Origin of the sequence: Rhizobium oryzihabitans (genome assembly GCF_010669145.1) — a bacterium.
Classification (GTDB): Bacteria; Pseudomonadota; Alphaproteobacteria; order Rhizobiales; family Rhizobiaceae; genus Agrobacterium; species Agrobacterium oryzihabitans.
Genome location: NZ_CP048637.1, coordinates 235,078 through 247,640, shown reverse-complemented (window position 1 = coordinate 247,640; position 12,563 = coordinate 235,078). Strand labels below are relative to the sequence as shown.

Below are 12,563 nucleotides of genomic sequence, written 5' to 3'. Positions count from 1 at the left end.
ACTCAGGAAATAGTTTGCAAAATGAGCCAGCTGCCCAACAGATTTGACGTTGAGATCGCCCAGCAAGGCGCGAAGATTTCCAGCGCGTTACATATGTTGCGCAGTCAACAATACCCGCCGGACGCTCGCAAGGGGCTACGCAAATTCCAACTCAGTGAAGTCGCTGAGTTCATGGGTGTTACCCAGAGCCACCTCCGCCAAATTCATTCCGAAGGAAAAGGTCCCGAAATTGAGACGGTAAGCGGCCGTCGATATTACACCGCCGAGCAGATGTTGGAACTCCGTGACTATCTCGAAGCCAACAAGAAATCTGACAAGCGATATTACGTCCCTCAGCGACGCGATGGTGAGCCGATGCAAGTCGTTTCTGTCGTGAATTTCAAAGGCGGTAGCGGCAAAACTACCACGGCGGCGCACCTTGCTCAGTATCTCGCTCTGACGGGCCACCGTGTACTGGCGGTAGATCTCGACCCTCAAGCGTCACTTACGTCTTTGTTCGGCATTCAACCTGAACTGGATGATACCGCGTCTCTTTATGAAGCGCTTAGATTTGACGATGAGCGCAAACCAATTTCTGAGGTGATCCAGTCGACCAATATACCAGGGTTGGACGTCGTTCCCGCAAACCTTGTCCTGCAGGAATTTGAATACGATGTGCCACTGGCCATTTCGTCCAAGCGTGGCGACGAGGGACGGCTGTTTCATATGCGCATCGTCAATGCCCTCAAGGAAGTGGACGACAAGTACGATGTCGTGGTCATCGACTGCCCCCGCAGCTTGGCTATCTGACGATTACCGCATTGATGGCCTCGACTGGTATTCTCATTACCATTCACCCGCAGATGCTCGATATCATGTCGATGAGCCAGTTCCTGCAAATGCTTGGCGGCATCATGACGCCTGTTGCTGAGGCGGGCGCTGAGATCCGGGTGGAGTGGTTTCGTTACCTGGTGACTCGGTTTGAGCCGACCGACATCCCACAGGCGCAAATGGTTGGTTTCATGCAGTCCATGTTTGCGCAGCAGATGCTGCGAAACCACGTGCTGAAATCAACCGCGATATCGGATGCATCAATCCGAAAGCAGACACTGTACGAAGTCGAGCGGGGAGACTTTGTCCGATCGACCTATGACCGGGCGATCGAAAGTCTTAACGCGGCCAACGGTGAAGTCGTCGATCTCATACACAGCGCATGGGGCCGGAAATGAACGCCTTGTCAGCCGTTTTTTTCGCCGTTTTATTAAACTCTAGCAATGCCTTATCGTGTTTGAGGGCGAATTTGGAGATCGATCATGACGCGTGAAAACCCTTTCGCGAAACTTGATCTGGCTTCGTTGAACGAAAAGCCGCAGCCGAAAGCTGGTTACGGCATGACAGGGGCTGCAAAGACTGTCGTTCGGTCGATCGAAGACATGGCAGAGAACACGAAGAAGCTCATGGAAGGCGAGGTGATTGTGGAACTGGATCCACAGCTGCTCGACGTGTCTTTCCTGCCTGATCGTCTATCGGAAGATGACGAAGAATATCTGGAGCTCAAGGAAGCTATCAAGGCTACAGGTCAGAGCTCGCCAATATTGGTGCGGCCAAGCTCGTCAGATAGCCAACGGTTCATGGTTGTTTTCGGTCATCGGCGGCTGAAGGTTGCCAGAGAATTGGGGATTCCGGTCAAAGCAGTCATCAAGAAACTCGATGATACCGCTTCAGCGATCGCCCAGGGGCAGGAAAATTCCGCGCGCTCCAATCTATCGTTTATTGAGCGTGCCTATTTTGCGCAAAATCTGCTTGCCACCGGAATGTCTAAGGATGTGGTCCGCTCATCGTTGGCGATAGACGAGGCAATGCTCTCAAAGATGATGGGTGTTGTCGAAGTCGTACCTCAGCCACTGATCCAAGCACTCGGGGCCTCCAAGAAGATTGGACGCGACAAGTGGTTGAGCCTCCGCCAGCTGCTTCTCACCCCTGCTCTATCGAAGGTCGCTGTAGAGCATGCTGGAACGACAGAGTTTTCCGAGCTGGATGAGAGCCGGCGTTTTGATGAACTTCACGATTATCTGAAGCGCTACAAGGTCAAGTCAGCTGCGAAAATACCGAAGGCTAATCGGGCCAACAAGGGTTGGGCATCAAGCGACAATTCATTGCGTTTCGCGATGAGTGCCAGATCAAAGAAGGTTGCTATCGAGCTTTCGGACGTGGAAGCGAAGCCCTTCGGTGACTGGTTATCTACCCACATGGATCGTTTGTACGATGAGTACAAAGGGTCGAAATCGAAGATCAACGGAGACTGAACCAGCAAAAGAAAAAGGCCCCCAATCGGTAACCCGCGGAAGCCTCTCTCGTCATCTCTAGCAGGATCGAGAATCGCATTTCCCGGAATCACAGTCAAGAGTCTTGGCGCCGTTTTGGTGAGTGGATTTCTTTTGCCTTTTGAAAGGTGAGAGAAAATGCAGACGGGATGTGTAACGACGCCCTTTGGGCGGCGACCGATGACGCTTGCCTTGGTAAAAGGTCAACTCGGAGCGGCCGAACCGAACCCAGGCACACGTGTCGACAAATGGAAAGTCTTCAGGGATGTTTGCGAAGCGCGAGAACGGTTTGGTCTTCAAGACCGAGCGCTCGCTGTTCTCGATGCATTGCTAACGTTCTATCCTCACTCCCATCTGGAGAGTGAAAATGGGCTTGTGGTATTCCCGTCGAACGCACAGCTTTCTGTTCGCGCACACGGCATTACGGAAAGCACACTCCGCCGGCAGCTTGGATGCCTGGTTGACGCTGGCCTCATCCAGCGCCGCGACAGCCCAAACGGTAAGAGGTACGCACATCGTAACCGAGCCGGTGAGATAGAGCAGGCGTATGGGTTCGATTTGAGCGCTCTGCTCACGCGGGCCGCTGAGCTTGCCGAGCTCGCTCAAGATGTCGCTGCCGAACGGCTGCGTTTCCGTCGGGCCAAGGAAGCACTTACAATCTGCCGTCGCGATGTCCGCAAGCTGATCACGGCAGCTGTAGAGGAAGCAGCACCGGGAGACTGGGGCAAGGTGGAGGAGATCTTTATAGGGGTAATTGGCCGCTTGCCACGCAACCCCATCCGCGCCCAGGTGGAAGCGACACTTGATGAAATGCTGATTTTACGCGACGAAGTTATTAACCTGCTGGATGTGCAGGTAAAAACCGACAAAATGCACGGCAATGCCGGTCAAAATGCACGGCACATACAGAATTCAAATACCGAATCTATAAATGAATTTGATCCTAGCTCCGGAGAAGAGCAGGGCGATAACTTGGCGGAAAAGCCGATTGCACCGAGAGTGGCGCGCGAAAAGACGAGTCCTGGTATTGAGCGGACCAAGTCATTCCCGTTGGGGATGGTCCTTCGAGCCTGCCCACAGATTATCGACTACGCCCCGGCAGGTGGGATCTCGCATTGGCGCGATCTCATGACGGCGGCGGCGGTCGTTCGGTCAACACTTGGCGTAAGCCCATCAGCCTACGAGGAGGCTTGTGGCATTATGGGGCCCGAGAATGCTGCTATTGCGGTTGCGTGCATCCTGGAGCGTTTTAATCTGATCAACTCCCCTGGCGGCTATCTGCGCGATCTGACTAAGCGATCAGAGCGTGGCGAGTTTTCGCTTGGGCCAATGCTGATGGCCTTGCTGAAGGCCAACTCTGGGAACGCTAGATTGGTAGGCTGACATCGCTCTTACGAGTCGAGAACTGGCCGTATATCCGGTCTTGTCAGCCGTTTTTTTTGGCGCTTTGCGAAGTAAAAACAGTGGGATATAGAGGGTGAGTGCCCTTTTTTGCGGATCATTTCAGCGCCTGCCTCGCAACACGATGATGCGATTTGAACGGAGTGGGACCTTGATCCGGGAAACTATGGATATCCAGTTGGAATATTTTCCAAATCTGGCTGATCGCATCGCACGCGTCCGAGACATGGCATTGGAGATTGAGCACCTTCCTGACAACACTCAGGCTCCGATTGGAAGTTCTCTTGCCGATGTTGAATGGTCCTCGCTTCCGGAAGAAGTTTCCTGAAGTTGAACTGCCGATTCCCAAACACTCCGGATCTAGGAGCCAAAAATGACCATGGATGATGACAAGTGGGCTCAAACGGCCGAAACAATCGAGACGGCAATCGAGAAGGCCGTGAGGCAGGGTCGACGTAGACGCGCGAAAAGGGAGCGTGAGGTGGCGAAATCCCGCGCCGACGCTGCCGGCTATGAGCCTGGTATCGTGACATTCATCGATATTCTCGGTTTTCGCGCAATGCTTGGCAGTCGACCGGCTAGTGAGATTCACGATATCATCCTCTCGTTGCGAGAATTCACGACACCCGAGGTTGAGCAATTTCGCCGCATGAAGGAAGTACGGCTCTCCAGCCGCGCATTTGCTGAGTCAATTTCCGACGCTGTTGTGCGCATTCGAGTTTTCGACACGCAGCATTCTGACGGGGCGTTTTTTCAAGAACTCCTTGGTCTGCTTCACATTCAGGTGCAGTGCATAAATCATGGGGTGCTCATCCGCGCTGGGTTGGCGATCGGAGATGTTCATGTTGGCCTAAACGGCAGTGGACCCGTATTTGGCCCGGCAATGGTGCGCGCCTATGAGATCGAGAGTGGAGAGGCGATATATCCGCGGATCGTTGTTGACGACGAAGCTTACGAGCAATTTCTCTCTGACGCTCGTCTGCGTCACGAGGATCATGATTTGGAGGAAGAGTCGGGGTATGTGAACGGCCTGCTGCGCACAGGAGAAGATGGGACACTCTTCATCGATTATCTTGGTGCAAGCGAGAGCGAGTTCGAAGTGTTCGAAGACTACCTTGCGCTTTTAGAGAGGCACGCGAATATTATTCGGCAAAACCTTACCGCCTCCCATAGAGCAGCCATCAGAAGGAAGTATCTCTGGCTTGCGCGGTACCATAACGACATCGTTTCGCTAGTCCGACTGCGATTTGGGAGCGGTGATCTTTCAGCGGAAAACTTCCTCGCCGTGACTGGAAAAGACGCAGCTGGGGTGCTCGACGGGCTCATCGTGAACTATTGATTTGTTCGGTTCGCGCTATGCCGGAATCGCCGACCGCGGCCGCGCCAAACCGAGTGGCTGATACTGGTCACTTCGCTGCACGACACACACATCGACCGATGGATCGAACCTGAGAAAGACATTCTAGTATGAAGTATGCGATCCTCCCCGCTTCTGTAGATTTGGTCGATGAGATCGAGGTCTGGCTTGATGCCGAAGAGGCTGTCTACGAGAGCGCGGTAGTGGCTTGGGACCAAGCGCCATTTGATGGACCTAAGCCAACGCGTGGCTTCAGATGCAACTGGGATCTCGTGAAAAGAAACTGGCATGACGGAAGCACGCCCCTCAACGTTCTCGTCGAGGACGGTAAGGCCGTCGGCTTTTTGTTCGGTACGGACATCCTGGAGATCCATCCCCAGCATCGGGGGCGGGCCTTGGGATACTGCTCTCGGATTATATGCTCCGTCGTGCTACCGAAGACGGATACTGCATTCTGGAAATCGAGATCGCGCCGCATACCGCTGAGCCATTCTGGCTGCGGCAAGGCTTCGTGCTGCTCGACGACGAGATTCATTTCCGACATGGCTTGCATGCCTTCAAGACCCTCCCGCGTGCTTTTTCCCTAGGCCCCGGACCGAGGGCCTCTGTAGCGATCATGTTTTATGACGAGAGAGCGGCGTATAACGAGGGCGAGCCCTTCAGCACGTTCGAGGGAAAGGGGGAGCGCCTGGCCGACGGATCTGTCCAGCTCCCGGAGCGGGTGCAAGGCTATTCACCGCTGCTCAGAGTGAACACTGACAATCATATCCGCATCATCGTGGACGGTAGCGAAATTTATTCCGGACGGTCCAAGTACGGGCAGGCCCACGGCACTAGACGTGACCCCGCCGGCCATCATTACATTGACCGCGTGTTGCCCGGTTAAGCCGGCACTCGCGCACCGGAGAGTTTCGGCGTCCGCGAAGCTCTTTCCTCAATGACTGCTGAGGATTGACGGTGGTCTTCAAAGAAGGCGAGCGGCGCGGCCACTTCGTCGGGCGGCGCTGTTATAGTAGTTCGAAGCCTGTTGAACTGATCTATGACGCGACTGCTCCATGGCCTCGGGGAGGGGAACGCCGCGATTGGCAGCTTCGGTGAGATAACCTGATCGTAAGCCGTGCGCTGAAAACTCCCCAGGCTCCAACCCGGCCATCGCCGCTCGCTGCTTGACGATCAGATTGATCGACTGCGGATCGAGCTCGCGGCGCGAGACAGTGCCCCAGCGCCCGATCCTTCGAAACACGCTCCCGCTCTCGATCTTTGCGTCGGTCATCCACGCTTGGAGCGCCTCGACCGGCCGCCCCGTCAGATAGACGACATCGTCCTGCTCGCCGCTCGTCGTTTTCGTCCGGCCGAGATGGATCCCGAGAGAGGGGAGGGGAGGGCCACCCGGAACTTCGATCGGAGCCTCCTCGGTCAGCTGCTCGACCCGCAGCCCTGCGATCTCGCTGCGCCGGCGGCCGCCGGAAGCAAACGCAACCATCAGGATGGCGCGGTCGCGCAGATCCCGCAGGTTTTCGGTGGCGCAGGTCGCTAGGAGCTTTGCCAGGACATCCCCTGTGACAGCCTTGGCACTTTTGCGGCTTCGTTTCCGCGGCACGGCACGCACGGCCAGCCGGATCGCTGATTTCAGGGGAGGGGAGGCGAAGGCACCGTCGAGGCCGCGCCATTTTGTCAGGGTCGACCAGTTCGCCAGCCGCCGGCGCACCGTCGACGGCGCATGCGGTCCGGTCGATTTGAGAAATCCCTGGCTCCGTAAATTCTCGTCGACATCGGCGGGCATGCCATGATCGGGATCGCTGGCCCGCTTTTGCGGATCCCACAAATGCTGCGCGACGAATTTGAGCAGCAGCTGTGGCTTTTAGCTCCCGATTTCAATTGAAGCGCTAAACGAAAAACTCTGCCTTCAGTTTTGAGCTTGCGGTTTCAACAAAGAGCAGGGAAGGGGCGTCTATCCGGTTGATATCACTAGTGATGCGCCCGTGATTTACCAACGAGGATCCGGCCATTCCGCATTTTCCCACGCAGCGAATTCTCCTGGAGAGATCAGGTTCTTTTCGCCGTTCTTCAATCGGATATCGTAGAGGCGGTCATACATCGGATCGAAACTCGAAAGGAGCTGCGCAAAGCCAGCCTTCCGTTGCGCTTTCGTCCATGAGGAAAAGATTGCCCCTCGACTGTCGATCATTTCGAACACTTCAGGCTGTGCCGGATCAAGGCGCTGCCAGAGATCGATGATATGCCCCGCCTGCGCACCAAAATCCTCGCGCAACGCATCTTCGATGACGGCCTCCAATGCGTAGGCTATGGTTTGGGTCTTGGCAGTATGATTGAGGAACGCGAGAGATTGCCTCAGCAGCCTTTGCTGCAACATAAGGACGGGCCAAAGGATCTGGACACCATATCGGACGCCGATTTCTTCAATATGTTTTGGCGGCTGAATAACCTCGCGCTGCCGCTCATATGCTTTGCGCACATCGTAGGCCAACCCAAGGAACGAGCCTTCCTTGTCTTTCACAATCGGCGAGCGCTCATTCACGTCATGGACGACTTCATGCAGCCAGGTCAGGGACGTGTAGTCCCGACGAGCAGGATCCCGGCGTGATTTTTGAGCAAGCTGTGGGAGAGCACCGGGACCAATCCTTTCAATCGACAAACAAGAACCCGATCAGTCCACCCATGGGTCGATGATGTCTATTCCAAAGCCTTCGAAATCCTTGGTGTTGCGCGTCGCAAGCGTCAGCTGATAGGCGACGGCCGTAGCGGCAATCAGACCGTCCATTGATGCGAGTCCCCGACCACTTCGCTTGGCAAGTGCCATGAGATCGCCCCAGGCCAAGGCGACAGGCCCTTCCACCGGCAAAATCCTGCTTTCGAAGCGTTGAGGCAGATCATGCGCGAGCCATTCGTCCAGGGCATCGCGCTTTCGCCCGCTATCCATCAACGCCACGCCGCGGCGGATTTCGGCAATCGACACGATGCTGATAAACGTGCGGTCCTCGTCCAGACCGTGGAGCCACTTCAAAACGTCTTCATTGGGGCGAGGTTTCGTAACTTCTGAAAGAACATTCGTATCTAGGAGCAGTCTCATAGCGACAAGTCACGTGGCTCATCGTGTTGCCGCTCAATATCCAGATCGGCACCACGCAGAGGTGATGCCAACAGAAACTCCGCGAGTGATCCCCTGCGCGCAGTCTTCTTCTGCCACTCTTCTGCAGAAACGACCACCACGCTCGGCTTTCCATTGCGGGTAATCGTCTGGGGTGCCAACTGCGCTCGCTCCATGACTTCCGAAAGCTTTGCCTTCGCGCCAGCGACCGTCCAGCTCATATCATCGTGTGTTGATGCTTGCATCGTCTCACCTATAACCAAAATGACTATAGTGACTATAATGCATGAGAGGTGTCTCTGCAAGCGCGTGGTCGGACGATGTAGGGGGAGGGGGCCATTAAAGCCCTGACGCCTTGGTCAGATTTACTCGAAAGCGGTCGCGTCGACGTTGGTATCTACGGGTCATCTCAGCGGAAACATGGCCCAGCTGTTTCTGGACGTAGCGTTCGTCGACTTCGGCAGAAGAAGCGAGGCCAGCACGAAGGGAGTGACCGGAAAACTTAAACGCACGCTCGATCTCGCTAAGGTCACCGCGAACGCCTGCGGCCATGGCAGTCCGTTTCACGAGGCGAGCGACCTCCTTGTCGTTCAGCCGCACCGACCCGACAGCTTTGCCTTGTCCCGTCACGCGACGGAAGAGGGGGCCGTGAGCCAGCTTGGCGAACTTGATCCAGGTCTCGACTGCGGCGACCGGACAGGTCGCATCTGCCGAGCCGCGACCGACCTCGACCTCTCGCCATCCGGTTTTACCGCGCAGGGTAATAAGCATGCCCTTGTCGAGGATCTCGATCCAACCGCGACCGTCCTCAGTTTGGTCGGCCTTCAGGTCGAGGCCGACGATCTCGGAGCGCCGAAGACCTCCCGCAAAGCCTATGAGCAACATGGCCCGATCCCGCAGGCCACGTAGAGACCCGCGATCAAGCGTCTCGACCATGGCGATGATGTCTTCAGCCATCACCGCTTCCTTCTGGACCGGTGGCTTGGCGTGGCTGTTGCGTATGCCGGCCATCACGGTGGCGATATGCCGGTCCTTGCGATCGAGTGAGAGGCCGCGCTGGGCATAGTTCCAGGAGAGCGAGGAGAGGCGGCGTTCGATGGTCGAGACTGAGTTCGCTTTTGCACCCCGTTCAGCCGTGCCGGAAGCGCAGGCTGTGATGTAAAGTCCGACGGTTTGTGGATGCGGTGGCAGAGGGGCCAGGTTGGAGCGCCGGCACCACGCCGAAAAATGCTTCCAGTCGGCCGCGTAAGCCTTGCGCGTGTTGGCGGAACTGGCCGCCTCGACATAACCCCGGGCGCGATCGGCGAGGCTGGCAAGATGCGCTGGCGTCTGATCCTGATCAGCAGGGGAGGGGAGGGCGCTGTCGCCCGACACCTCCGGCACGGAAACATCATGCCCGGTCGCCGTGCTGAGAGACGGCGCTGAGGTCTCCTCGACGTGATTTTTGGTGTTTTGCTCGATGATTTGGGCCATTTCTCTATAATGAACATAATGTCCGATAATGCAAGATTATCGGACATTTTATATTCCTGACATGTCGTGCGGTTTGGATCGATATATATAGCCTAAACTGCGCATCTGATCTATACTGCGAAGCATGAACTCGATCACCAAAGTGCAAATTCCATCAGTGACATGGTCGGCGAACATGCCGGGCTGGACGTTGGCATATGGCCGTGACATCGACGAAATTGATGCCGCCTTCGCCGCCGGTATCGGCTTGAAATCCCTCGATGATGTGATCCGCGCCGATCCTCCTTGGCTCGGCTGCTGGCGCGACCGCCTAGCCCTGAAATCAGCCGCTGTCGCGGCCCGCATGCTCGATAGGAATGAAGAAGAGAATGCGCTGCGCGACGCCGTTTTGCTGACTCCCGCGAATGGAGACCCGGGACCGGCCGGAAAGCTGTTTTTAGCCACACGAATGCTGGCACGTCGAACAGCGATGCCCGGTACTGCGTTTGTAAGGGAATTGGTCGAGCTTCTGTCTATCCGATGGGACACGGAGCTCTCCTCGATCGCGGATCTCGCCGATGTGGCAATCCAGTCCGGGCGCGCGGCCCCCATTGCGATTGCTGATCTGGTATCCGCGATCATGGCGCTTCGTCCGGACGCGGAGGTCCTGGCTCTGGCTTTGGCAGACATCGTACTGGCCCAGAAGCTGAGATGGGCGCGACCCGTGCCGCTTCTGCTACCTGTACGGTTCGGGTCTGCATTCCGCACGATCGGCGGAAGAGGTCGAGTGCGGCCAGGTGAGCCAGCTTATCCGAAAGCAATTTGTCTGGCGCTGGTCAGCAGTGTCGAGGCGGCGCTTCAATCTGCCGCCGACATTGATCGCCGTGCCGCTCGGTTAATGGCAGCAGTGCCAAAGGTGAGGACCAAGGGGGGCGATACGGTTATCCAAAAGCTCCTCAATGAAGACGCGGTTCCGGCCTCGGCGCCGGGGTGCAATCTGTCACGCTGGGCAGCCACTCGACTGTTTGAGCGGCTGGAGAGTTTCGAAGCGGTGCGGGAACTGTCCGGCCGCTCTTCCTTTCGAATTTATGGGTTATGAGGGCTTGTCGCAAACCTTGCAGTAGGCTGAGACTACCCCGCGAACGGTGGCATTTTCACGCTTTGTTAACCTTTTGAAGTCCGAAGAGGCGCCCGAGCAGGTCATTCTGGTCGTTGATTGTCCAGTCGCCGGAAAAGCCGAAGCCTTTGCGCAGCCACAACATCGCTTCGAACCCAGCGATCGTCCGGCGCGCCGTTTTGAATGACTGGAAGCAGCCGATCTTGGGCATGTTCTTCTTGACCCGGAAGTGGTCGCTCTCGATGCCTTGCTGGAGGTGCTTCGTGACATAATGTACCGGGCTCGGATGCAGGAGCCCGTCATCGATGGCTGTTTTGATCGTTGAAGGAAACGTGTTAGCGCCATCTGTACCGATCTTACCCGGCGATAGTAGCGGCTCATCCTTGAGCATCTTACGGAAGAAGCGCTTGGCGGCGTCGAGATCGCGCTTCGCGGTGAGCAAGAAGTCGACCGGGTTTCCGTGCTTGTCGATGGCGCGGTACAGGTATCGCCACTTGCCCCGGATCTTGACGTAGGTCTCGTCAATCCTGACTGAGCCACAATGCGGTCGGCGAAACTGGCGTAGGCGCTTCTCGATTACAGGTGCATAGGCGAGGACCCAGCGGTTGATTGTACTATGGTCGACCTCGAAGCCGCGCTCGCGGAACATCTCCTCGAGATCTCTGTAGCTGAGCGGATACCGTAGATACCATGTCACTGCCTGCACGATCAGCCATGCCTCGAAATGCCGCCCTTTGAAATCGTCCTTCGACTGGCGCTTCAGCTTTTCGGCAATGGCATTCAGAATCATGGCTACGCTCCGCTACATCGGGAGCTGAATTTCCACCGTTGTGGTCAACAGCTAGTTAACCAAAAGAATTTGCGACACGCCCCTTTATTAAATCCACGGCGAGCGACAAGCTCTTTCAACCATTGAGATCGGCGATCGTCGTGAGTGGCAAGTCGGCTGATAACTGCGCGCGCACCATGAATCATCTGGCGACGTAGATAATGGTTCGCTCGGCGGCCAATTCCGCCAAGGCGTGGTTTGCCGCCAGTCGTGTATTGTCGTGGGACCAGCCCGATCCAGGCCGCCAGTTCTCGCCCCGATTTGAAGTAGCGCCCGTCCTCAACGCTGGCCACCAGTGCCGTTGCAATGATCGGTCCGACGCCAGGCAGTTCGGACAGACGGCGGCAATCTTCTCGCTCGCGGCAAATCTCGCCAATCTTCCTGTCTAGCCTGGCAACTCGGTCATTCACATCGGTGAGCTGGTCGAGGAGTTCGAGGAACAGCTCCCGCCCGAGATCGGAGAGAGCCGCATTTTCGATAGCCGAGGGTGCCTGGGATGCAAAGCGCCATGGCCCTTGCGGTAAAACGATCCCATATTCGGCGAGAAGGCCGCGTGCATGATTGATCAGCGATGTACGCTGTACGATCAGACGCTCTCTAATTCTATGCAGCGACTGTAGGTCTTGCTGTGTGGTGGACTTTACCGGTACAAACCGCATGGTTGGACGTGTCGCGGCTTCATAAATCGCGGCTGCATCGACTGCATCGTTTTTGGAACCGCGCACAAAAGGCTTCACAAAGCGCGGATTGATCAGCAGAACCTCTCGCCCATCGTCCTTGAATTGCCGCCCCCAATGGTGAGCGCTGGCACAGGCCTCCATCGCAACCGTCTTTGGAGCAATCGCCTTAACTGTCTCGGCCAATTTTGACCGGCTGATCTTGCGCGAGAGAATAGTGCCATCCAAAGCAATGCTGTGCAGATGGAACGACGACTTTCCGAGATCGATTGCGAGTAGTTCGAATGTCATGACTTCCTCCTTTAGTTGGCGGTTCAT

General features: G+C 56.3%; 11 protein-coding genes and 3 pseudogenes. 7 read left to right on the top strand and 7 right to left on the bottom strand.

The genetic code is table 11. The annotated features are described in order from the left end of the window. Positions 1-21: 21 nt before the first annotated feature. The 6 genes and pseudogenes from repA to G3A56_RS26825 all read left to right on the top strand — a co-directional run bounded on the left by repA (position 22) and on the right by G3A56_RS26825 (position 5,947). Positions 22-1,208, top strand: a pseudogene (repA, locus tag G3A56_RS26845) (plasmid partitioning protein RepA). An 84-nt stretch (positions 1,209-1,292) separates the two neighbouring features. Then, entirely contained in the window at positions 1,293-2,285 is a 993-nt protein-coding gene (repB, locus tag G3A56_RS26840; RefSeq protein WP_164056934.1) for a plasmid partitioning protein RepB, read from the top strand. A gap of 156 nt (positions 2,286-2,441) precedes the next feature. Further along, positions 2,442-3,686, top strand: a complete 1,245-nt coding sequence (gene repC, locus G3A56_RS26835) for a plasmid replication protein RepC (protein WP_164056933.1) — start codon at positions 2,442-2,444, stop codon at positions 3,684-3,686. A 169-nt stretch (positions 3,687-3,855) separates the two neighbouring features. Continuing rightward, on the top strand, positions 3,856-4,032 hold the full coding sequence (locus G3A56_RS28610) for a hypothetical protein (RefSeq protein ID WP_210255077.1): 177 nt from the start codon (positions 3,856-3,858) through the stop codon (positions 4,030-4,032). 45 nt (positions 4,033-4,077) lie between these two features. Next, a complete protein-coding gene (locus G3A56_RS26830; protein WP_246231377.1) occupies positions 4,078-5,043 on the top strand; it encodes an immunoglobulin domain-containing protein in 966 nt (321 codons plus the stop codon). Positions 5,044-5,479: 436 nt separating this feature from the next. After that, positions 5,480-5,947 (top strand): hypothetical protein, encoded by a 468-nt coding sequence (locus tag G3A56_RS26825; protein ID WP_164056731.1) that lies wholly within the window; start codon positions 5,480-5,482, stop codon positions 5,945-5,947. A 78-nt stretch (positions 5,948-6,025) separates the two neighbouring features. Here G3A56_RS26825 and G3A56_RS26820 read toward each other — a convergent pair. The 5 genes and pseudogenes from G3A56_RS26820 to G3A56_RS26800 form a co-directional block, all read right to left on the bottom strand. Continuing rightward, a pseudogene (locus G3A56_RS26820) lies at positions 6,026-6,913 on the bottom strand (site-specific integrase); the annotation flags it as partial. 135 nt (positions 6,914-7,048) lie between these two features. Next, a complete protein-coding gene (locus tag G3A56_RS26815) occupies positions 7,049-7,717 on the bottom strand; it encodes a DUF6904 family protein (RefSeq protein ID WP_164056932.1) in 669 nt (222 codons plus the stop codon). Positions 7,718-7,729: 12 nt separating this feature from the next. Continuing rightward, a complete protein-coding gene (locus tag G3A56_RS26810) occupies positions 7,730-8,152 on the bottom strand; it encodes a type II toxin-antitoxin system VapC family toxin (RefSeq protein WP_164056733.1) in 423 nt (140 codons plus the stop codon). After that, positions 8,149-8,415: a type II toxin-antitoxin system Phd/YefM family antitoxin gene (locus G3A56_RS26805; RefSeq protein WP_164056725.1), complete on the bottom strand. Its 267-nt coding sequence runs from the start codon at positions 8,413-8,415 to the stop codon at positions 8,149-8,151. Before G3A56_RS26805 ends, G3A56_RS26810 begins: the two co-directional genes overlap by 4 nt. A gap of 94 nt (positions 8,416-8,509) precedes the next feature. Next, complete coding sequence (locus tag G3A56_RS26800; RefSeq protein WP_164056931.1) at positions 8,510-9,643, bottom strand: site-specific integrase; 1,134 nt, start codon at positions 9,641-9,643, stop codon at positions 8,510-8,512. Positions 9,644-9,767: 124 nt separating this feature from the next. On the opposite strand from G3A56_RS26800, the gene G3A56_RS26795 reads away from it, so the two are divergent. After that, positions 9,768-10,721, top strand: a complete 954-nt coding sequence (locus G3A56_RS26795) for a DUF1403 family protein (protein ID WP_164056724.1) — start codon at positions 9,768-9,770, stop codon at positions 10,719-10,721. Between the two features lie 55 nt (positions 10,722-10,776). Here the strand turns inward: G3A56_RS26795 and G3A56_RS26790 are convergent, their stop codons facing one another. Further along, on the bottom strand, positions 10,777-11,529 hold the full coding sequence (locus tag G3A56_RS26790) for an IS6 family transposase (protein WP_035228067.1): 753 nt from the start codon (positions 11,527-11,529) through the stop codon (positions 10,777-10,779). 80 nt (positions 11,530-11,609) lie between these two features. Further along, a pseudogene (locus G3A56_RS26785) lies at positions 11,610-12,536 on the bottom strand (IS110 family RNA-guided transposase); the annotation flags it as partial. Between the last annotated feature and the right edge of the window lie 27 nt (positions 12,537-12,563).

Excerpts from the sequence above, each read along its gene's own strand:
- G3A56_RS26830 (WP_246231377.1), top strand. The coding sequence starts at position 4,078 with ATGACCATGGATGATGACAAGTGGGCTCAAACGGCCGAAACAATCGAG.
- G3A56_RS26805 (WP_164056725.1), bottom strand. The coding sequence starts at position 8,415 with ATGCAAGCATCAACACACGATGATATGAGCTGGACGGTCGCTGGCGCG.
- G3A56_RS26790 (WP_035228067.1), bottom strand. The coding sequence starts at position 11,529 with ATGATTCTGAATGCCATTGCCGAAAAGCTGAAGCGCCAGTCGAAGGAC.
- G3A56_RS26825 (WP_164056731.1), top strand. The coding sequence starts at position 5,480 with ATGCTCCGTCGTGCTACCGAAGACGGATACTGCATTCTGGAAATCGAG.
- G3A56_RS26800 (WP_164056931.1), bottom strand. The coding sequence starts at position 9,643 with ATGGCCCAAATCATCGAGCAAAACACCAAAAATCACGTCGAGGAGACC.
- repB (WP_164056934.1), top strand. The coding sequence starts at position 1,293 with ATGACGCGTGAAAACCCTTTCGCGAAACTTGATCTGGCTTCGTTGAAC.
- G3A56_RS26810 (WP_164056733.1), bottom strand. The coding sequence starts at position 8,152 with ATGAGACTGCTCCTAGATACGAATGTTCTTTCAGAAGTTACGAAACCT.
- repC (WP_164056933.1), top strand. The coding sequence starts at position 2,442 with ATGCAGACGGGATGTGTAACGACGCCCTTTGGGCGGCGACCGATGACG.
- G3A56_RS26795 (WP_164056724.1), top strand. The coding sequence starts at position 9,768 with ATGAACTCGATCACCAAAGTGCAAATTCCATCAGTGACATGGTCGGCG.